The following is a 20,142-nucleotide window of genomic DNA, read 5'->3' on the forward strand; positions in this document are numbered from 1 at the left end:
ATGGCGGCATACGAAGAACAGGATTATAACAAACCCTTCAGCTTTAAAACATGGGCTAAAATGCTGCCCTTTTTTAAGCCTTATACGAAATTTTTTGCCATTACCATTGGCCTGAACCTGATTCTTGCAGGGATAGATGTGCTGGTTCCTCTGTTTCAAAGTTATGCGATTGACCATTTTATCGCGCTGAACACGTTAAAGGGACTGCATATCTTTGCTTTGGTCTATACAGCCATGATCGTGACCCAGACGGTATCCGTGTATATCTCTGTCCACGCGGCCACCACCATTGAGATGAATGTGGGGAAGGACTTGAAAAAGGCGCAGTTTGAGCATCTGCAGACATTGTCCTTTTCCTATTATAATACAACTCCGGTGGGATATATCCATGCCAGGGTCATGAGTGATACCCTGAAGATTGCGGGCATGATCGCCTGGGGACTGGTGGATATGTTCTGGGCGTTTATCTATGTGATCAGTGTGTTTGTGATCATGTTTATGCTCAACTGGAAACTGGCGCTGATCATTATGCTGATCGTGCCCTGCATTGCGGTTCTGACTGTTTATTTCCAGAATAAGATCCTTCACTGGAACAGGCGGGTGCGGAAGGTCAATTCCCAGATCACCAGCGCGTACAACGAAGGGATCACAGGGGTAAGGACTTCCAAAAGTATGGTGATCGAGGAGGATAACCAGAAAAATTTCCGCAGCATTACCAGGAATATGCACCAGGCGGCGACCAAATCTGCCATGTTAAACGCGGTGTATATTCCTACCATATTATTCTTCAGTTCTGTTGCCGCGGCTATTGTGCTGGCAAGAGGAGGATATATGGTGCAGAGCCAGGTGATGCAGCTTGGAACCCTTTCCGTATTTATATCCTATGCGGTGGTTATTTTTGAGCCTATCCAGCAGCTCGCCCGTCTTCTGGCAGATCTGATATCCTGTCAGGCCAGTATTGAGCGTGTGATGGATCTGTTAGAACAGCAGCCCAACGTGACGGATACGCCTGAGGTAGAGGAAAAATACGGGGATATGTTCCACGCAAAGAAAGAGAACTGGGAGAGAATAGAAGGGGATATTGTCTTTGAAGATGTATCTTTCCGGTATCCGGACGGAAAAGAATATGTGCTGGAACATTTTAATCTGCATGTGCCTGCAGGCATGAATGTAGCGATCGTGGGGGAAACAGGGGCAGGAAAATCCACGCTGGTAAATCTGCTTGGCAGGTTTTTTGAACCCACAAAAGGGCGTATCCTCATTGACGGGAAGGATTACCGGGAGCGGTCTCAGCTCTGGCTCCACAGCCAGATCGGCTATGTGCTGCAGAACCCCCATCTGTTTTCCGGCACGCTCTACGACAATATCCGGTACGGGCGCCTGGAGGCCACAGACGAGGAGGTCAGGGAGGCAGCCAGGAAGGTTTCGGCTGATATTGTGGCAGGAAAACTGGAAAAAGGATACGAGAGCGATGTGGGGGAGAGCGGAGGCAGACTGTCCACAGGCGAGAAACAGCTTATATCGTTTGCCCGGGCAATCCTGGCAAACCCAAGTATATTTGTACTGGATGAGGCCACATCCTCCATTGACACTCAGACGGAACAGTTGATACAGGAGGCCACAGACCAGCTTCTGAAGGGCCACACTTCCTTTGTCATTGCCCACAGGCTTTCCACCATCCGCCAGGCGGATCTGATCCTGGTGGTGAAGGACGGTAAGATCATTGAGGAGGGCAGCCACAGAGAACTGCTGAGGCAGAAAGGGTATTATTATGACCTGTACTCCAGGCAGTTTGAGGAGGAATCAGCCATGCAGATTTTGGCTGGGGAAAAAGGAATTTGATAGAAATCCCGCCGGCTTGTATAGTAAAAGCCGGCGGGTATTTTATTTCCGCAGATGAGTCTTTTATGCTTATTTGCTGAACAGAACCGTCTGGTTACGGCCGTTTTGTTTTGCCTGATACAGCGCTCGGTCTGCCTCGGAGATGGCAGTTTCCAAAAGGCCCGGTTCCCATGATTCGTGAAAAGAGACGCCCACACTTACTGTAACGGAAGTTCCGGCTTTGATGGGACCGGGAATTTGAACAGAGGCGACCGATTTACGAATCTGTTCTGTTATTTCCATTATAACGTCAGAGGAAAGCCCGGTTATCACAAGAACAAACTCTTCACCACCGTATCTGACAGCATGGAAATTATCATCTTCTGCGCAGGAGGATAAGACAGAGGCAACTGCCTGCAGGCACAAATCTCCCTGCTGATGGCCGTAACGGTCATTATACTGTTTAAAAAAGTCAATGTCCAGCAGTAAAACAGCCAGGGAGCCCATGTGGATACCATATTTCTCCAGGGGTGATCTCACGGATTCCTCCAGATAGCGCCGGTTGCCGAGGCCGGTCAGAGTGTCCGTCATGGACAGCAGGTCCAGTTTTTCATTGGCAGCTTCCAACTGCCGGTTTTTCTGGTCAATGATGATCTTGTCATAAATGCCGGTCAAACGTGCGTGGTACATACGATAAGCATAGACAATGGATAACACACAGATAAAAATGCTGTTTACCAATGTGCTGAATACATTTTCCTGCCCGTAAGGAGTCCCGAGCACCAGGCAGTTGGTCAGGATGCATGTGAAAATAAGCAGGATGCTTAAAATAAAAGGCGGCACTATAAGAAAAGCAGCCATCATAGGAAGAAAGGAGCAATATACAATAATGCTCACATCCCCCAGTGCATCCAGATAGGAAATGCATCCAATCCACAGAGAAAGCAGTACGCCGAAAGATATACAGAGTCTGGAATGCAGCCGCCAGTTATCTTTGGCGCGTCTGTGGAGAGACAGAAGCACAAGCAGTCCTGCACACAGTACCGTATAGGCTATGACATAGCGAAGCCTGCGAAAGCTGTAAAAAATACTGCCGGGACGAAAAGTAAAGACTAGAATCATAAAGATCTGCGTAATCAGCATGACCCAGGCAATTACCCGCTCGGATTTATAATTTAGAGAAACCATTCCCAGTTCCAACTGGTCCCGGTATTTTTCTTCATAAGGAAAGTAAATGAGAGAATGTAACTTGTCTTTTAACATATTTAATCCTTTATGCAGACGTATGATGATGGATACTTCCATATTATATAATAAATTGTAATGAAAAGCAAAATAAAAAAATATCTGCAGCCGGCATATATGCCTGTCCTGCCATTATGAAAGTCATTGCCAACAGAGATTGAGGTGATGACTTTTTTTGGTGGATTTCAATTATATTATAATATGGAGGAGTTTCGCAGCCGTATACTTTTTATTTCACCGCAAAAGTGATTTGTTAACAATGAGTGGTAAAAAGTGGTCTGAATCCGTAAATCACAGCCACGGAAGACTCAGAAGGTCAAGGAGGTCAAAATGCCCAGAAAAGGTGAAAACATCAGGAAAAGAAAAGACGGCCGTTGGGAAGCGCGTTATATGAAAGGGCGTGATATAGACGGTAAAATCAGGTATGGATATCTGTATGGCAAGTCGTATAAAGAGGTTAAAGATAAGAAAATAAAAATCATATCAGAGTTCCCGCCCTTTTTTTCATACGGCGGCCAGCCATCCGCACTGCCGGAAGATGACAGAATCCGTACAGTCAGTATACATTGGAAGAACCATATCCGTTATACCGTAAAAGAAAGCACGTATTCCAATTACGGAGAAATACTGAATAATCATATACTGCCTGTATTAGGGGATATGCAGATCAGGAAATTTACAAACCGCACCCTGTTAAATTTTGTCCAGCAGGAACTGGAAAGAGGGATGTCCTATGGAAGTATACATGTGATTATGGGAGTGCTGAAAAATATACTGCGTTATGGGCAGGAACAGGGGTGCCTTCCTGCCGAGCTCCTGAAATTTCCCCGGATTCCCGCCGGTGGTAAAGAAATACGAATCATGAGTAAAGAGGATTTCAGGAAACTGGATGCCTGCCTGAGTGAAGGTACGGATCCGTTTACTTTCGGTATCCTTTTATGTATGTATACAGGCATACGTGTGGGTGAGCTCTGTGGGCTGAAATGGGAGGACATAGACTTTGAAGACTGCAAAATATACATCCGCCGGACAGTTACACGTGTAAAGAATCTGGATATGACCATAGAAGAGGGAAAAAGGGAGTGTCCGCGGACACGGCTTAACATCGGCACGCCGAAAACTTCAACCTCCATACGGGAGATCCCTCTTCCCGACCGCCTGCAGTCTATGGGAAAAGCGTTGAAGAAGAACGGAAGTTTCTTTCTTCTGACAGGAACGGAGAACTGTGCGGAGCCGCGCACAGTGCAGCGAAGATATGCAGCTCTTTTGAAAAAATGTCAGATACCACACATAAAAATACATTCCCTTCGCCATCAGTTCTCCTGCCGCTGGATAGAACAGGGCTTTGATACGAAATCCCTGTCAGAGATTTTGGGACATACTTCCGTAAAGACAACGCTGGATCTTTATGTTCATATACAGGCTGATATAAAGAGGGAATATATGAACCGGCTTACAACACCCTGAGATAAAAGAATAATGGTTGATTGTCAGGAGCATTTTTCGACAAAATTCTGCAAGATAAAACATCTGCATGACAAAATAAAGGATTCTGACTTTACAGATTACATGCTAAAATACATAAAAATACAACAAGGGAAAGGAGAAAAGTATGTACAAACAACAAGATAAATCTGCAGATGTCATATATTATAATGGTAAAATCTACACCATGGATCAGAATATGACAATTGTTCAGTCATTTGCTGTAAAGGGACAATATCTCATAGATACCGGAACCTTTGATGAAATGAAGCAGTATGGAAATTCTGATACAAAATATGTGAATCTGGACAGAGCCTGTGTGATACCGGGACTGATAGAGGGGCATACCCATCTGCTGAAATTCGGTGAAGTATCTATGCAGATTGATTGTTTTTGGAAGCAAAAAGAAGAAATTTTTCAGCAGCTCCGCGAAAAAGCAGATACGCTGTGTCCGGGGGAATGGATTCAAAGTGATTTCGGTTGGAACAACGAGGTATGGGAGGACAAAAGTTATCCCACAAAGGAAGAGCTTGACGCAGTGGTACCGGACAATCCGGTATCGCTGGGAAGATGTGACGGACATATGCTCTGGCTGAACTCAAAAGCTTTGGAACTGGCAGGAATCACAAAGGATACACCAAATCCCCAGGGCGGGGAAATCCTGAAAAGAGAGGATGGGGAACTGTTGGGATGTGTCAGCGATAACGCATGTAAATTGGTAGTTGATAAAATCCCGCCGCTCACAGAGAAGCAAATGGAGGAGGCACTGCTCTGTGCCCAGAATGAGTCCTTTAAGCTGGGATTTACTTCGGTTATGGCCATGAATGTGATATCCAGCCATATCCGCTGTATGAAAAAGCTTTTTGAAGAGGACAGGCTGCAGCTGCGGATCAGCGGAGCTCTGGGGGCACTGCCGGGTGAAGCGGATGATCTGTCGTGGAAGAGTTATTACAAGACAGGCCCGGAGATTGGACTGTATGAGAAACATCTTTCAATCCGTGCGGTGAAATATTTTGCAGACGGTTCTTTTGGGTCACAGAGTGCTGCATTGTATGAAGATTACACGGACAGGCCCGGATACAGGGGAAAATTAAATCATTCAGATGAAGAGTTATATGCCCTGGTCAAGGAAGCATACAGCCATGGGTTCCAGGTCATCACTCATGCCATTGGGGACAGAGCAAACAGGCAGGTCATAGATACTTATGAGAAAGTGCTGGGTGAAAATTCCGGTGCGGACCACAGATTCAGGATTGAACATTTCCAGTTGGTGACAGAGGAGGATGTGGACCGAATCAGAAAACTGGGTATTCTTCCGGGGATGCAGGCTATCCATGCCCCGAGAAGCGCTCCCATGGCAGAACGCCGTATCGGAAAAGAGAGGGCAGCACGTTCATATGCCAGCGGAATGCCATGGAAAAAAGGAGTGAAGGTCATAGGCGGATCTGACTCGCCGTCCTCCCCGGCCAATCCTTTCTGGGGAATTTATGCAGCGGTGACAAGGAAAGACCAGGATGGAAATCCGGAGGGCGGATGGTTTCCCGAAAACTGTATCTCCAGGGAGGCAGCCCTTAGGACTTATACCGACTGGGCCGCTTTTGGACAGTTCGAGGAGAATATAAAAGGCACCATTGAAAAAGGAAAGCTGGCTGACTTTGTAATATTGGACAGGGATATTATGGAGTGTCCTGTGGATGAAATAAAGGACATTTGTGTTTTAAAAACAGTTTTGGGTGGTAAATGTGTTTATGAACACATTTAAATAACAGTTTATATGGAAAACGGAGGAGGAAAAAATGGTAACAGGACCTTTATTGATTGTTATATTTATCGTCTCACTGGCATTTTTGCTGGTGACCATCATTAAGTTTAAATTGAATGCATTCGTATCATTGATCATCACATCATTTCTTACCGCTTTGCTTGTCAGAATGCCTTTTGGAGATATTACGTCCGCAGTGGCAGATGGATTTTCCGGAACCATAGGCGGTATAGGAATTGTAACCGGTATGGGTGTCATGCTGGGAATGCTGCTTTTTGAATCAGGGGGAATCAATGCCATTGCAGACAAAATGATTCATCTGTTCGGGGAAAAGAACTCTCCGGCGGGACTTGGAATCGCTGCATATTTTGCGGGGATACCTGTATTTGGGGATGTGGTCACGGTTTTGTTTTCCACTATGGTCAGAGCTTTGTCCAGGAAGACAAATATCAGCCGTCTGTCATTTGTCTCCTGCTATGCGGTTGCAGCTTCCATAACCGCGGCGTGTGTAATTCCCACAGCTGGGCCTCTTGCAGTCTGTGAAAATATGGAGTTGAATATCGGGGTCTTCTTTGTGTATTCCACTCTGGCTGGCCTTGTTGGATTTTTGACCGGTGGTATTTTATGGGGAAAATATCTGGACCGTAAGGAAAAGAAAAGCGGATATGTGAGGGTTCTGGATGAATTTGAACTGGAAGAACAAAAAACTATGGAAAAAGAAGAGAGCAGCGATAAGAAAATCTCTTTCGGAGCAGCGATGCTGATACTTCTGATACCAATTCTGATGATCGTGATTGGCAGCTTTGCATCGGTACTTCTCCCGGAAAACAATGGGGCAGTTCCGTATCTGGCCTTTATCGGAAATAAGAATCTGGCTATGGCAGTGGGCGTATTATGTGCCATGTTGATCGCAAAACCTTATATCAAAGGAAGTATGAGTGAGATCATGGGGCGCGGCCTGGATCAGGTGGGTATGATTCTGCTGATTACAGGTGCAGGCGGAGCGTTCGGTAAGGTAATTCAGCTGACCGGTATCGGAGATTATATGGCTCAGGTATTTGGAAATCTCCACATTCCTGTGCTTATACTGGGATTTGCGCTGGCACAGATCATCCGCTTGGCTCAGGGGTCGACCACAGTGGCCATCACAACTACTTCGGCAATCCTTTATTCAACAGTTATTGCAGCAGGTACTTCGCCTATACTGGCAGCAGTTGCCATCTGTGCAGGGGGAGTGGGTCTGTCTCTTCCGAATGATTCCGGGTTCTGGTCAATCAGCAAATTCAACAGAATCAGTATACCGGAGACCTTCCGCTGCTGGACCGTGGGCGGATTTTTGGGCGGACTTGGTATACTGGGAGCGGTACTTATATTGTCTTTATTCCAGAATGTACTTCCCGGATTGCTTTAAAAAAGAAGCCAGATTCAGAGGAAACTGCTGTATCTGCAGAAACAGCAGAAAAAGAAATGAAAATCACAACATAGATAATCGCCTCCCCGGCCTTTTCCGTGTAGACTAAAGGCAAACGATACGGGGAGGTGATAAAATGGACAAAGCAGGAAAACAGCAGATATGGGGGAGCCTGGGGCTTTTGACCGCCACATTGCTGTGGGGATTTTCTTTTGTGGTGGTAAAGGATTCCACGGAATCCATTCCCGTTCTCTATCTGCTGGCGCTGCGCTATTTGATCGCCTCTGTGGGGATGGCAGTTTTTTTACTTTGCAGGAGATCTTTACCGGCGGGGATACCTTTACCTGTTATAAAACAGGGTATGGTATTGGGAGTCCTGTTGTTTGTCAGCCAGTTTTTTCAGACATTGGGATGCAAGTATACGACAGCAGGCAAAAATGCATTCATCACAACCGTATACGTGATTCTTGTACCATTTTTATATTGGTGGATAGAAAAAAGGCGCCCGGACAGAAAATGTGTTGCCGCTGCTTTCATAGCAATTTTGGGCATTGGCCTTTTATCCATACGAGGGGATCTGACGGTTCAAACCGGAGACTTTCTGACCGTCATATGTGGCGCAGGTCTTGCTTTGCATATTATATTTGTAGATAAATATACAAGGAAAACCGACCCTGTGGTACTGACGGCCCTGCAGTTTTTCTTTGCAAACCTCATTTCCTGGCTCTGCATCCTAGCAGGGCAGATACCGTTTCCGATGCAGGTATTTGAACCGGGGATGGCCGGGAAAATGTTGTATCTGGGAATCTTCAGTACTATGGCAGGGTTTCTTTTGCAGATTGTATGCCAGAAACGGATAAATCCGAATGTGGCATCCGTTCTTCTGACGACAGAAGCAGTGTTCGGAATGCTGTTTTCCGTATTACTTCTGCATGAGAGGTTTACGGCGCGTATGTTTGCAGGGTGCGTATGTATGCTTGCGGCTGTGCTCATTTCGGAATTAAAAGCACAATAATGGATTGAATATTTATTTTAAAGGTGTCTGCCGGAATTTCCGGCAGGCATCTTTTTACGTGATGGATAACCGAGCCGCAGTTCGATTCGTTCCTTCGGTATTTCTGCTCCTTCTTGCAGGCAAAACAACAATGACAGGATAAGAAATGTAGTGAACAAGAATAATAATCGTTTTACAGCGCATTTTCCGGTATTCTGATATCAAGAAAAAAACAACACAACCAAAAAAGGAGAATGCACTATGTTAAACAAATTAAGAGAAAAGCTTAACGAAGGAAAAGCAACCGTCAACACCAGAATCTGGAGCACATGGCCCACGATCGTGGAGGCTGCAGCCTCAACCGGAAACTTTGATTACTTTGAATTCCTGGCAGAGTATGCACCGTTCTCTTTCAATGATCTTGAGAATTTTGTCAGGACATGTGAACTGTACAACACAGGCTCCATGATCAAAGTGGATTTCCAGAACCGGTTCTATGTGGCACAGAAAGCGGCGGCCTGTGGTTTCCAGGCAATCCTGTTCACAGACCACGAGACACCGGAGCAGGTGAAAGAGACCATTGAAAAATTACTGCCGAAGACACCGGAGGACAACGGCAAATTCGGTTATCCCAATGCAAGATGGATCAACTACCATCCGGAATTAAAACAGATGGACTATGCGGCCATGAACCGCAGCCTTGTAAAAGCTTTTATGATCGAAAAGAAAGAGGCAATGGACAACATTGAAGAGATCTGCTCCATTCCCGGTGTGGATATGGTTCAGTTCGGACCTTCCGATTACTGCATGAGCAGAGGATGGAACTGTGCGGACCACAAAGAGGAGGTGCAGGCAGAGCACGAGAGAATGATCAGGACCGCTTTAAAACACGGAGTGCAGCCAAGAGTGGAGATCGCCACCCTTGAAGACGCAGAATATTACAGAAATATGGGAGTAAAACATTTCTGCATCCTGGATCAGATGGACATCCTCATGGCAGCCTGGACCGGTACCTGTAAGGATGTAAAAGATATGGCAGACGCCATCAAATAAGCAGTCTTAGGAAGGGAGAGATACAGATGAAGATTGTAGTATTAGACGGCTACACATTGAATCCCGGAGATCTGGACTGGAAAGGGATGGAAGCTTTTGGGCAGGTCACAGTCTATGACAGGACATCCCTGACGGATGTACAGGAGATCATTGACAGAATCGGTGATGCAGAGGTGGTCTACACAAATAAAACCCCGCTTCCGAGAGAGGTATTCGATGCATGCAGCAGCATCAGATTCGTAGGTGTACTGGCTACCGGGTACAACGTGGTGGATGTTGCCGCTGCAAAAGAAAAGGGAATCCCCGTTTCCAATATTCCAACATACGGCACTGCGGCTGTGGGACAGTTTGCCATTGCCATGCTGCTGGAAATCTGTCATCATGTGGCGCACCACAGTGACGCAGTCCACGAGGGGCGCTGGGAGAACAATGCGGACTGGTGTTTCTGGGATTATCCCCTGATCGAGCTTGCAGGCAAAACCATGGGAGTGATTGGTTTTGGCCGTATAGGGCAGGCCACAGGGCGCATTGCGAAAGCTCTTGGTATGCAGGTGATCGCCAATGATGAATATCCCAACAAATCCGGGGAAGAGATCGCAGAGTACGTCACAGTGGAAGAACTGTATGCACGTGCGGACGTGATCGCCCTGCACTGCCCGCTCTTTCCAAGTACAGAGGGAATGATCAACAGAGAAAGTATTGCAAAGATGAAAGACGGTGTAATTATCTTAAATAATTCCAGAGGACCGTTAATTGTGGAACAGGACCTGGCGGATGCTCTGAATACAGGAAAGGTTTATGCCGCAGGCCTGGATGTGGTGTCCACAGAACCCATAAAAGGCAATAACCCGCTGCTGAAGGCAAAGAACTGTATCATAACCCCGCACATTTCCTGGGCCCCGAAAGAGAGCAGAAGCAGGCTTATGAATATTGCCGTGGACAATTTGAAAGCCTTTACAGACGGCAGCCCTGTAAACGTAGTGAACCCATAACTTTAGAATCCATGAATGTGAAAAAGGAGAAATAAAAATGTCAATGTTAGATAAGATCATCATCATGCTGACCCATAATGATAAAACCGTGCCAAACGCAATTGAAATTTTTGAGGAAAACAAAGATCTTCCCATCCAGTATTGGGGATTCAAGGACGTTGGAATGGAACCTGAAAAAATGAAAGTGCTCTGCACAAAGATGAGAGAAGCCGGCAAGACTTCTTTTCTGGAAGTGGTGTCATACAGTGAAGAAGAATGTATGAGAGGTGCAAAACTGGCAGTGGAATGCGGCTTTGACTATCTCTTAGGCACTTTATACTATGACAGTGTAGCTGAGTATGTAAAAAAACAGGGATTAAAATACTGCCCGTTTGCAGGAAAGGTATCAAAGAGCCCCAGCATTTTGGAGGGAACTGTGGAGGAGATGCTTGCGCAGGAGGCAGCATTTGCGGAAAAGGGTGTATTCGGAACAGACCTGTTAGGATACCGCTATGTGGACGGAGATCCCACAGAACTCTCCGCAGAGTATATCCGCAAAGCAAAAACACCCGTCGTCCTGGCCGGAAGTATCGGCTCAGAGGAGAGGATGGAACTTGTAAAGGAGATGAATCCCTGGTGTTTTACCATGGGAAGCGCACTGTTTACAAAGAATTTTGTAAAGGAAGGGTCATTCAGGGATAATCTGGTGTATGTTGTTGGATTTTTAAAATATTTAGGAATAGAGGACGCTGTCGCTTAATGGCAAAGCAGGCGTAAGAACAAACGGTTCGCGGTAAATGACTGCGGACCGTTTAGTTTATAAAGAAATAAGCAGTTCCATAGTCTGTACTGCATTTTCTTTCCTCCATTACAGTGAAAAAAATTTCTGGCTCGTTCCGGTACGCGCCGGATCAACAGCAGGATTAGGATAAAGTGATGAAAACAGATGAAAAATCAAAAAGATAGTATACAGAATGACAAGAAAAGAAACCCCGTGTGCAAGATATATTATAGGATTTGACACATGTTTCCTGTATTCTATTATTACATTGAAGTGCTTGAAACAGTGACAGGGAAGGAGTGGATAAAATGCCCGGGGGATGAAAAAAACATGCAGATGAATCAGAAGATATATGGTAACTGTTTCTAACCGTCCAGACAGGTCTGCGCAATTCCTGCGCTGACCGTATGAGAAGACAGCGGTATCAGGCATCGGACTATCGCAAAGCGGTTTTCGGCAGTTGGAAAGGTTCTGTAAGCCGGTATTCGGAAGAGGACGGGACCATTACAAATAAAAAAGAAAGAAGGAAATCAGATTATGAAGATGAGAAAAGTAATAGTATTTGCAGCAGTAACAGCATTGGCGGCAGGCATGATGTCCGGCTGCGGCGGCAGCGGCCAAAACAAGACAAGCGGAAGTGAAGTGAAAGCAGCGGGAGCGGAACAACAGAGCGGAAAAAAGATAACGCTTAAATTCGCGCACTCTATTCCCAGTGACAGCGTCATATCCAAGGACATCGAGACATTTGCAGAGAAAGTGAATGAGCGGTGTGACGGAAGACTGGAGATTCAGGTCTTTGCGGATTCTGTTATGGGTGATGACGACGCGGTCATTGAACAGATTGGAAGAGGAAGCTACATGATGAATTATGTGGACCCTGCCCTGCTGAAGGATTACTGTCCGGATTATGCCATCATGTTTGCCCCTTACCTGTATGATGACGTGTCTGAAATTAAGGAACTGGCATTTTCGGAATTCGGTGAAGATCTGGCACAGAAGTGTGCAGATGCAGGCATCACAGTCCTTGACAACATGAGCGGTTACTACGGAACCCGACAGACCATTGCAACGCATTCGGTTGCTGACCTGAGTGAGATGAAGGGTGTGAAATTCCGTGTGCCGAGTACCCCGCTTCAGATCGAGATGGTAAAGGCCATGGGCGCAAGCCCTACAACCGTTGCTTTTTCAGAGGTTTACACAGCCCTGCAGCAGGGAGTCTGTGATGCCATGGAAAATCCGCTTTCCCTGATCTACGCTGCGAAATTCCAGGAGGTTGCCAAACACGTGACCATGACATCTCATATTATAGCACCGGATGGAATCATCATATCCACAGATGTGTACAAGAGCCTGGATGAGGATCTGCAGACGATTCTGAAAGAGGAAGCCGTCAGCTTTGCCGAGTACACCACAGAGCACGTGCTTGCGGACGAAGAGGCGATCAAGGAAAAAATGGAGGCAGAGGGCGTAGAATTCCACGAAGCTGACACAGAAGCCTTTAAGGAAGCCTGCCAGGTTGTATATACGAAATTCCCGGAATGGTCGGAAGGTTTGTATGACAGAGCGAAAAAAGCGTTAGGCCATGAATAGACAGACGGCCTGTCCTGAAAAGGGGGTTAGGAGAAAAAATGCTGAAAAAAATATGTGTAAATATAGAAGAGATTATTGCTGGTATCGCTCTCTGTATCATGTCTGTGGCAACAGTTTTTAATGTATTCTGCAGACTGGTCCTGAGCAAGAGCTATCCCTGGGCAGAGGAAATATCGTATTTCTGCTTTGCCTGGCTGATCTTTGTGGGAGCCAGTGCAGTGTACAAACGGTATCAGCACAGTTCCATTGATATCCTGGTAAGGGTTTTTCCTGAAAAATTAAAAGTGGTGGTAACTATGTTTTCCATGATAGTGCAGATTGTGTGTATCGGAGCAGCGGCATATTTAAGCCTGGTATATTCCGTAAATGCGTGGACAAGAAAGACACCGATCATGAATATCCCTTATACTTTTGAAGCTCTGGCCATGACGGTAGGCTTTGGCCTGATGTTCATCCATGCTATTTTCTTCTGCATCAATGTGGTGAGATACCAGGATTATTTCCACACAAGACCTATATATCAGGGAATCTTTACTGTGGAAACCGTGGAGGATATGGTTCTTGAGGAGAGGGAACAGACAGAAGAAAGGGGTGAAGAAAGATGAATCTATGGCCGATTTTACTGGTTTTTGTACTGTTTTTCCTGAATATACCGGTTGCATTTTCCATGATCATTTCAGCGCTTGTGTATTTTGTATTTATGTGTGAGGGAGTGCCCATGGATGTCATGACCCAGTCACTGCTGTCCACATCGGAATCCTTTACCATGCTGGCAGTACCGTTCTTCATCACAGCCGGATGTATCATGGGATACGGAGGAATCTCCAGCAGTCTGATGGATTTCTGTGAAGTGCTGACAGGGCATTTTACAGGCGGTCTGGGGCATACGAATGTGCTGCTCAGCACATTCATGGGCGGAATCTCAGGTTCCTCCTGCGCGGATTGTGCCTTTGAGAGCAAGATGCTGGTGCCGGAAATGGAGAAGAGAGGATATACAAAAGGTTATGCGGCGGCGATCACAGCGGCATCCTCCTGTATCACACCCATCATACCGCCGGGAATCTGCCTGATCATCTATGCGACGGCGGCAAGTGTATCTATCGGGGACATGTTCCTCGCAGGTTACATACCGGGAATATTGATCGCCATTTCCCTTATGATCACCAATTATATCGTATCGAAAAAAAGAGGGTTTATTGCATCCAGGAGCCACAGGCCAACCTGGAAGGAAATATGGCCTCAGCTTAAAAAATCCGTCTGGGCACTGATTCTGCCCTTTGGAATCATTATGGGTCTGAGGATGGGGATTTTCACACCCACGGAATGCGGTGCGGTGACCATTGTCTACTCCATCATCATCGGTAAATTCGTATATAAAGAGCTGAAGAGAGAACATATCAAACATATTATTGTTGACTCCGTGTCAAGCACAGCTAACGTTCTGCTGATCTTATCGGCAGCAGGCCTGTTCTCACAGTATATGGTCTGGGAGCAGATTCCGCAGAACATGGCTTCCGCGCTTCTGAACCTGACAAGCAACAAATATGTATTCATCATGCTGGTCCTTTTGTTCCTCTTTATCCTGGGCATGTTCCTGGATGCAGCGGCTGCCCTGATCATACTGCCGCCTCTTCTAGTCCCTGCCGCCATAGCGCTGGGAATCAGCCCTATCCATCTCGGTATCGTTATGTGCCTCATGGATACCATCGGCGGCATTACACCGCCTTTCGGGGTAATGCTCTTTACCTGCATGTCGGTTACGAAAGTGAAGCTGGTTGACTACATAAAAGAAGGATGGCCTTTGATCGTGACGGTATTTCTGATCTGTATTCTGGTTGCGCTGGTGCCGGGGATCAGTACATTCCTTCTTTGATGGAATCCTGTAATAGGTCCAATCATATGCAGGACAGGATTCAGCCAAAATGACAAGATAAGAAATGATAAATGCAAGATTGCTCATCGACTCTGCAGGCGATTGCAGGTATGATGAAAACAGTGATCAAACAGCAGAAAGGAAGTAAAATCTATGAAAAAAATACTGATTTCAGAATGGGTTCCGGAAGAATGCCTTGCCCCATATAAAGAAGACTATGATTTCACCTGTCCGTCCAGAGAAAAACACGCGTTTTCTTATGATGAGGTATACGAAATGATCGAGGATTATGATGCTTATTTCATACTGGACAACGAGGGTGACAAAAAGGTGATCGACAGGGCAAAGAACCTGAAAGTCATCGCCAATTTCGGCGTGGGCTACAACAACATAGACTGGAAATATGCCACAGAGGTGGGGCTGCCTGTTGTAAATACTCCCACAACAGTGACGGAGGCCACAGCGGAACATGCAGTGGCTCTACTGATCGCCACCATGCGCGGTGTGGCAAGATATGACAGGGAGGTGCGCCGCGGTGTGTGGAACTCACCGAATTTCTCAGATATCGACTGTGAAGTCTACGGCAGAACGCTGGGAATCATGGGCTTCGGGCGTATCGGAAAGATGGTCTGCAAAAAAGCCCAGGGACTTGGGATGAAAGTCATCTACTTTGACAAATACAGAGCTTCACAGGAAGTGGAAAAAGAATATAACGTAACGTACATGAGCTTCGATGATGTGGTAAAGAACAGTGACTGCATTACCCTGCATATGCCGTATATTCCGGAGAACCATCATATCTTCAATGCGGAAGTATTCCGGGCCATGAAGGACAGCGCCTATCTTATCAACGCCGCGAGAGGCCCTATTGTTGATGAAAAAGCACTGGCAAAGGCATTGAAGGACGGCACGATCAAGGGCGCGGGCCTGGATGTGTTCGAGGATGAGCCGAATGTGGAACCGGAGCTTCTGGAGCTTGACAACGTGACACTGACCCCGCATATCGCCAGTTGTACCCTGAAGGCACGCATGGGCATGTGCCGGGAGGCACTGGGCGGAATCATCGGAGTGCTGGAGGGGAAGAAACCCTATAATGTGGTGAACCCGGAAGTTTTGAAATAGAGGAGGTGGGATAATGAAATTGCTGCTTGGTCTGGACATTGGAACCACTGCAATGAAGATCGCCCTGTTTGACAGGACAGGTGCACTGCTGGCTGTCTCCACCCAGGAATACGATTTACTGACTCCTGCCCCTAATTATGTGGAGGAAAAACCGGAAGTATATTGGGATGCCTTCTGCACAGGTCTGAAGGATATAAAAAGCCGTTACACCATAGCAAAGGACGCGCAGATTTCCCTTGCCATGTCCGCCCAGGGGGAGACCATCTTCTTTCTGGACAAGGACGGCAGGCCCCTAAGAAATGCCATTGTATGGATGGACAACCGCGCAGTCAGGGAGGCAGAGATGCTTAAGGAGGCCTTCGGAAATGCCAAGTGCTATCAGAAAACAGGCCAGGTCAGTTTTGAGGCCTGCTGGCCCGCATCGAAAATCCTCTGGGTACGTGAGCATGAGCCGGAAGTTTTTCAGAACACAGACAAGTTTCTCCTGATCGAGGATTACTTTATCTACAGGCTGACAGGAAAATATGCCACAGAGCCATCTCTTGTCTGCTCCTCCACCTACTGGGATATTATTGAAAGAAGTTACTGGCAGGAGATGCTGGATTTTCTGGGAATCAAGGAATCACAGCTTGCCCCTGTCAGGGAATCCGGGGAGATAGTGGGAAAAATCCTGCCCGAGGTAGCAGCAGAGCTGGGCCTCGGAACGGATCTTACGGTCTGCACCGGCGCGCTTGACCAGGCGGCAGGCGCCATCGGTGCAGGAAATATCAGGGAGGGCATGTTCTCCGAGACTGTGGGTGCGGCACTTGCCGTATGTGTTCCGGTCAACAAACCCGTATTTGATCCTGCATGTAAAATGCCCCTGTTCTGTTTCCCTGTAAACGGAATGTATATGATCCACACATTCACTAACGGAGGCATGACCCTGCGCTGGTTCCGGGATAAATTCTGTGAGGTGGAAATGCTGGCTGAGAAAAGAGGAGGTCAGGATGCCTACGATATGATCAGTAAGCAGGTGGAAAAGATACCGGCCGGTTCTGACGGCCTGGTCATGCTTCCTCATCTGTCGGGGTCCCTGGCCCCGGATGTAAATTCCAAGGCGAAAGGTGTCTGGTTCGGGTTTACCCTCCAGCATACCATGCCGCATTTTATGAGATCTATTATGGAATCTTTGGGCTATATCTTGCGGCGGAATATAGAAGCACTGAACGACATGGGAATCCGGGTAAAAGAGATTCGTTCCCTGGGCGGCGGTTCCAAGAGCCGGGTATGGTGTCAGATCAAGGCAGATATCAATCAGGTGACACTGGAGACCGTCAAATCCGTGGAGGCCGCATCTCTGGGAGCCGCCATACTGGCAGGGACTGCCACGGGCATCTTTGAGAGTGTGGAAAGCGCAGTGGACAGTATGGTGGAAGTCAAAGAACGCATCACACCCTCTGCCCACAACCGGGAGGCCTATGAGAAAGGGTACGCTATGTACCGCAAACTCTTCTCTGACCTGACCGAATGCTTTGAAAAAATGTAATACGAATATGTAAGATAAGGATGCAAACTTATGAGCGAAAAAAATATCCGGTCTGCCATGAACACCATGACGCACGGCGTATATGTCATTGGTACCCATGCAGACGGAAAATATAATCTGATGACAGCAGCCTGGCTGTCCCAGGTATCGGGAAGGCCGCCCATGCTGATGGCGGCAGTCTCAAAGAGCCACTACACCGCAGAGCTTCTGAAGGACAGCAGTAGATTTTCCGTGAGCGTTCTGACAAAGGATCAGAGAGAGACTGCCCTGAAATGCGGCAGTGTCAGCGGAAGAAAAAAGGACAAGCTGGCGGAAGTGGATGTGGAATTTACAGAGGAGGGGCTGCCCTTTATCAAAGGTGCTGCCGCCTGCATCATATGTGAGGTGACGAGTGTGACGGAAAGCTCTGACCACTGTATTTTTATTGCGGAAGCGGTCAGTGGACAGGTATTTTCCGGAGAGGCACTTTTATACAGAGAAAAGGATTTCTTTTAGGAGGGGGAAAGATATGAAAGTTATGAGAGAGAAAGAGGCGCGGATTTCCCTGGACGGACCGGAAGTCTGCAGAGAATATCTGGAAACAGGTAAGATCACATTTGGTTCCTCCACCCTTCTGCCCGGACAGACCGGGGGCATCGATCCCGGCCATCCGTTGTCCCATGAAGTGTTTTTTGTGAGCCGTGGACATGTGATTATGAGAAATCCCCATACGGGAGGACACTATGAGCTTTTTGAGGGGGATATCATCCTGGTAGAGGAGGGGGAACCCCACGAACTGACAAATATAGGAATGGAGCCGGCAGTCATTACATGGAGCTGTGCTCCCAGCCATTTCAAATAGGAGGAATTAGAGATGAACCAGCCAAAAGTAGGAGTTGTAGGCGTCACCTGCAGATTTGAGAGCGGGGGACAAAGAGCAGAGGAATTGATAAACGGAGTGAAAAACGCACTGAGCAGCCAGGGGTTAGAAGTGGTATGCGCAGATAAGGTGGCATGGGATGCGGCGGATGCGGTGGACGTATGCAGACAGTTTAAAAAAGAGGATTTGGATGCGCTGGTTATTGTGGAAGTGACATGGATCATGGACTCCATGCAGTATATCTTCATGAACGAGCTGCAGATTCCCACAATTTTCTGGGCAGTGCCTTACACAGAGACATTTTCTATCGGATGTGTACAGCATTTCGGTTCCATCCTGAAAGGTCAGGGCATCGAATACGAGTACGTTTACGGACTGCCGGAAGATGAGGCACCTGCAGGCAGAGTAAAAGCAGCGGCCCAGGCATCCCAGGTCATCAGGGCGGTAAAGGGAATGCGCCTTGCCCTTGTGGGCCCCCGTCAGACATGGCGTGTGGCAGGTCCCCAGGATATGTCCGCAGAGGAGTGGGAATTTTCTAAAAAATTTGGTGTGACCCTGATCCATATTGAAATGAGCGAGATTACGGAAGGGGCAGATAAGATCAGCGATGAGGAAGCTGAAAAGACACTTAACTGCCTGTCAAAGCGCACCGGAAAGGTGCTGGCGGATAAGGAGACCATGCTGTATATGGCAAAGGTATATCTCTCTACAAAAAAAGTCATTGAGCGGTATTCCCTGGACGCCATGGCAGCGGAGTGTTATCCCATGTACAGCGGACTGATGAACCTGACATCCTCCTGGCTGGCAGACGAGGGGATGATCGTGGACACAGAGGGAGATATCGGCCACACCATGGTGATGTATATGCTGAATCTGGCGGCAAAGGGCGGCGCCTGTGCCCTCGGCGAGGTGGGCAGCATGGATGATGTGAACGATATCCTGGCCCTGGCTCATGAGGGGAGCACAGCCCATTCCCTGGCAGAGAGCATCGACAAGGTACAGATTTCACCAAGCGGCGAGAAAGGCACATTCGTGGGCGTGCCGCTGAAGGGCATGGAAAGTGTGACCGTTTCCAGCATTGTGGGAAACAGGGGACAGTATAAGCTTCTGGTGGAAAAGGCCGATGTGGAGGCAGCCACCCATGAGGAATGGGTAGAGGGGGGAGAGAAACTCCTTGTTAAACTCCACGTGTCCGGAAAAGCCAGCCAGGTGGTAAATACACTGATGGAAAAGGGAATGGACCATCATCTTCTGGTGAAAGAAGGGGATTATACAGATGTGATGAGCCTGGTGTGTAAGTTTATGGGGATTGAGAAGGTTACGTTTTGCTAACTGATCAATCAGGTCTGATCAATTATTTCTGGTCGGAACGGTTGGGTCAAAAAACTGCCGTTCCGGCTCTTTTGATTAAAAAAGATGGGGTAAACTTTCTATAAATTTTTAAAAAATATTATTGCAATGGAGTGGTGTATCTGCTATACTGTTTCACATATTCTGATATGGATTTTTCTATTTTTCAATTTCATTAAATCGGCAATTTCTGCCGGAATTCACAATGTAGTAACAACTGAATAAGAAAAAGCGCGGGAGCGGCAAGTTGTGGAACGGATATCTTTCTGTTATAATGTATACAGGTTCCTGAGGCTT

At 47.1% G+C, this 20,142-nt stretch carries 17 protein-coding genes; 16 read left to right on the forward strand and 1 reads right to left on the reverse strand.

What is annotated here, in order from left to right; translation table 11 throughout:
- Positions 1–1,842 (forward strand): ABC transporter ATP-binding protein, encoded by a 1,842-nt coding sequence (locus LC508_RS25920; RefSeq protein ID WP_033143558.1) that lies wholly within the window; start codon positions 1–3, stop codon positions 1,840–1,842.
- A 69-nt stretch (positions 1,843–1,911) separates the two neighbouring features.
- Here the strand turns inward: LC508_RS25920 and LC508_RS25925 are convergent, their stop codons facing one another.
- Positions 1,912–3,084: a GGDEF domain-containing protein gene (locus LC508_RS25925; RefSeq protein WP_158587236.1), complete on the reverse strand. Its 1,173-nt coding sequence runs from the start codon at positions 3,082–3,084 to the stop codon at positions 1,912–1,914.
- Positions 3,085–3,396: 312 nt separating this feature from the next.
- Here LC508_RS25925 and LC508_RS25930 point away from each other — a divergent pair, with 312 nt between their 5' ends.
- From LC508_RS25930 to LC508_RS26000, 15 genes are all read left to right on the forward strand, one after another.
- Positions 3,397–4,533 carry a tyrosine-type recombinase/integrase gene (locus tag LC508_RS25930; RefSeq protein WP_103732067.1) on the forward strand — a complete coding sequence of 379 codons (1,137 nt, stop codon included), beginning with the start codon at positions 3,397–3,399 and terminating at the stop codon, positions 4,531–4,533.
- A 145-nt stretch (positions 4,534–4,678) separates the two neighbouring features.
- Complete coding sequence (locus LC508_RS25935) at positions 4,679–6,313, forward strand: amidohydrolase (RefSeq protein WP_118593822.1); 1,635 nt, start codon at positions 4,679–4,681, stop codon at positions 6,311–6,313.
- 34 nt (positions 6,314–6,347) lie between these two features.
- On the forward strand, positions 6,348–7,724 hold the full coding sequence (locus LC508_RS25940; protein ID WP_033143618.1) for a GntP family permease: 1,377 nt from the start codon (positions 6,348–6,350) through the stop codon (positions 7,722–7,724).
- A 136-nt stretch (positions 7,725–7,860) separates the two neighbouring features.
- On the forward strand, positions 7,861–8,739 hold the full coding sequence (locus LC508_RS25945; protein WP_103731940.1) for a DMT family transporter: 879 nt from the start codon (positions 7,861–7,863) through the stop codon (positions 8,737–8,739).
- A 240-nt stretch (positions 8,740–8,979) separates the two neighbouring features.
- The gene (locus LC508_RS25950; protein WP_033143620.1) at positions 8,980–9,771 is read left to right on the forward strand and encodes an HpcH/HpaI aldolase family protein; all 792 of its coding nucleotides are present in this window, start codon (positions 8,980–8,982) and stop codon (positions 9,769–9,771) included.
- A 26-nt stretch (positions 9,772–9,797) separates the two neighbouring features.
- A complete protein-coding gene (locus tag LC508_RS25955) occupies positions 9,798–10,763 on the forward strand; it encodes a D-2-hydroxyacid dehydrogenase (protein ID WP_033143621.1) in 966 nt (321 codons plus the stop codon).
- Between the two features lie 37 nt (positions 10,764–10,800).
- Complete coding sequence (locus tag LC508_RS25960) at positions 10,801–11,502, forward strand: hypothetical protein (RefSeq protein WP_052099707.1); 702 nt, start codon at positions 10,801–10,803, stop codon at positions 11,500–11,502.
- A gap of 558 nt (positions 11,503–12,060) precedes the next feature.
- Positions 12,061–13,113: a DctP family TRAP transporter solute-binding subunit gene (locus tag LC508_RS25965; RefSeq protein WP_033143622.1), complete on the forward strand. Its 1,053-nt coding sequence runs from the start codon at positions 12,061–12,063 to the stop codon at positions 13,111–13,113.
- 38 nt (positions 13,114–13,151) lie between these two features.
- The gene (locus LC508_RS25970) at positions 13,152–13,718 is read left to right on the forward strand and encodes a TRAP transporter small permease (protein WP_033143623.1); all 567 of its coding nucleotides are present in this window, start codon (positions 13,152–13,154) and stop codon (positions 13,716–13,718) included.
- Positions 13,715–14,986, forward strand: a complete 1,272-nt coding sequence (locus LC508_RS25975; protein WP_033143624.1) for a TRAP transporter large permease — start codon at positions 13,715–13,717, stop codon at positions 14,984–14,986. The genes LC508_RS25970 and LC508_RS25975 overlap by 4 nt, the downstream gene beginning before the upstream one ends.
- Before the next feature lie 153 nt (positions 14,987–15,139).
- Positions 15,140–16,108 (forward strand): NAD(P)-dependent oxidoreductase, encoded by a 969-nt coding sequence (locus tag LC508_RS25980; protein ID WP_033143625.1) that lies wholly within the window; start codon positions 15,140–15,142, stop codon positions 16,106–16,108.
- Positions 16,109–16,121: 13 nt separating this feature from the next.
- The gene (locus LC508_RS25985) at positions 16,122–17,636 is read left to right on the forward strand and encodes a xylulokinase (protein WP_033143626.1); all 1,515 of its coding nucleotides are present in this window, start codon (positions 16,122–16,124) and stop codon (positions 17,634–17,636) included.
- A 30-nt stretch (positions 17,637–17,666) separates the two neighbouring features.
- Positions 17,667–18,131: a flavin reductase family protein gene (locus LC508_RS25990; RefSeq protein WP_103731939.1), complete on the forward strand. Its 465-nt coding sequence runs from the start codon at positions 17,667–17,669 to the stop codon at positions 18,129–18,131.
- A 13-nt stretch (positions 18,132–18,144) separates the two neighbouring features.
- Positions 18,145–18,477: a cupin domain-containing protein gene (locus tag LC508_RS25995; protein WP_033143628.1), complete on the forward strand. Its 333-nt coding sequence runs from the start codon at positions 18,145–18,147 to the stop codon at positions 18,475–18,477.
- Between the two features lie 12 nt (positions 18,478–18,489).
- Complete coding sequence (locus tag LC508_RS26000) at positions 18,490–19,827, forward strand: hypothetical protein (RefSeq protein ID WP_103731938.1); 1,338 nt, start codon at positions 18,490–18,492, stop codon at positions 19,825–19,827.
- The last annotated feature ends 315 nt before the right edge of the window (positions 19,828–20,142 follow it).

It is taken from the genome of Blautia parvula (genome assembly GCF_020215665.1).
GTDB classification, from domain to species: domain Bacteria; phylum Bacillota; class Clostridia; order Lachnospirales; family Lachnospiraceae; genus Blautia; species Blautia celeris.

What these genes read in the sequence shown, in the direction of transcription:
- LC508_RS25995 (WP_033143628.1), top strand. Translation starts at nt 18,145, where the DNA reads ATGAAAGTTATGAGAGAGAAAGAGGCGCGGATTTCCCTGGACGGACCG.
- LC508_RS25920 (WP_033143558.1), top strand. Translation starts at nt 1, where the DNA reads ATGGCGGCATACGAAGAACAGGATTATAACAAACCCTTCAGCTTTAAA.
- LC508_RS25940 (WP_033143618.1), top strand. Translation starts at nt 6,348, where the DNA reads ATGGTAACAGGACCTTTATTGATTGTTATATTTATCGTCTCACTGGCA.
- LC508_RS25950 (WP_033143620.1), top strand. Translation starts at nt 8,980, where the DNA reads ATGTTAAACAAATTAAGAGAAAAGCTTAACGAAGGAAAAGCAACCGTC.
- LC508_RS25930 (WP_103732067.1), top strand. Translation starts at nt 3,397, where the DNA reads ATGCCCAGAAAAGGTGAAAACATCAGGAAAAGAAAAGACGGCCGTTGG.
- LC508_RS25985 (WP_033143626.1), top strand. Translation starts at nt 16,122, where the DNA reads ATGAAATTGCTGCTTGGTCTGGACATTGGAACCACTGCAATGAAGATC.
- LC508_RS25970 (WP_033143623.1), top strand. Translation starts at nt 13,152, where the DNA reads ATGCTGAAAAAAATATGTGTAAATATAGAAGAGATTATTGCTGGTATC.
- LC508_RS25945 (WP_103731940.1), top strand. Translation starts at nt 7,861, where the DNA reads ATGGACAAAGCAGGAAAACAGCAGATATGGGGGAGCCTGGGGCTTTTG.
- LC508_RS26000 (WP_103731938.1), top strand. Translation starts at nt 18,490, where the DNA reads ATGAACCAGCCAAAAGTAGGAGTTGTAGGCGTCACCTGCAGATTTGAG.
- LC508_RS25975 (WP_033143624.1), top strand. Translation starts at nt 13,715, where the DNA reads ATGAATCTATGGCCGATTTTACTGGTTTTTGTACTGTTTTTCCTGAAT.
- LC508_RS25990 (WP_103731939.1), top strand. Translation starts at nt 17,667, where the DNA reads ATGAGCGAAAAAAATATCCGGTCTGCCATGAACACCATGACGCACGGC.
- LC508_RS25935 (WP_118593822.1), top strand. Translation starts at nt 4,679, where the DNA reads ATGTACAAACAACAAGATAAATCTGCAGATGTCATATATTATAATGGT.
- LC508_RS25965 (WP_033143622.1), top strand. Translation starts at nt 12,061, where the DNA reads ATGAAGATGAGAAAAGTAATAGTATTTGCAGCAGTAACAGCATTGGCG.
- LC508_RS25980 (WP_033143625.1), top strand. Translation starts at nt 15,140, where the DNA reads ATGAAAAAAATACTGATTTCAGAATGGGTTCCGGAAGAATGCCTTGCC.
- LC508_RS25960 (WP_052099707.1), top strand. Translation starts at nt 10,801, where the DNA reads ATGTCAATGTTAGATAAGATCATCATCATGCTGACCCATAATGATAAA.
- LC508_RS25925 (WP_158587236.1), bottom strand. Translation starts at nt 3,084, where the DNA reads ATGTTAAAAGACAAGTTACATTCTCTCATTTACTTTCCTTATGAAGAA.
- LC508_RS25955 (WP_033143621.1), top strand. Translation starts at nt 9,798, where the DNA reads ATGAAGATTGTAGTATTAGACGGCTACACATTGAATCCCGGAGATCTG.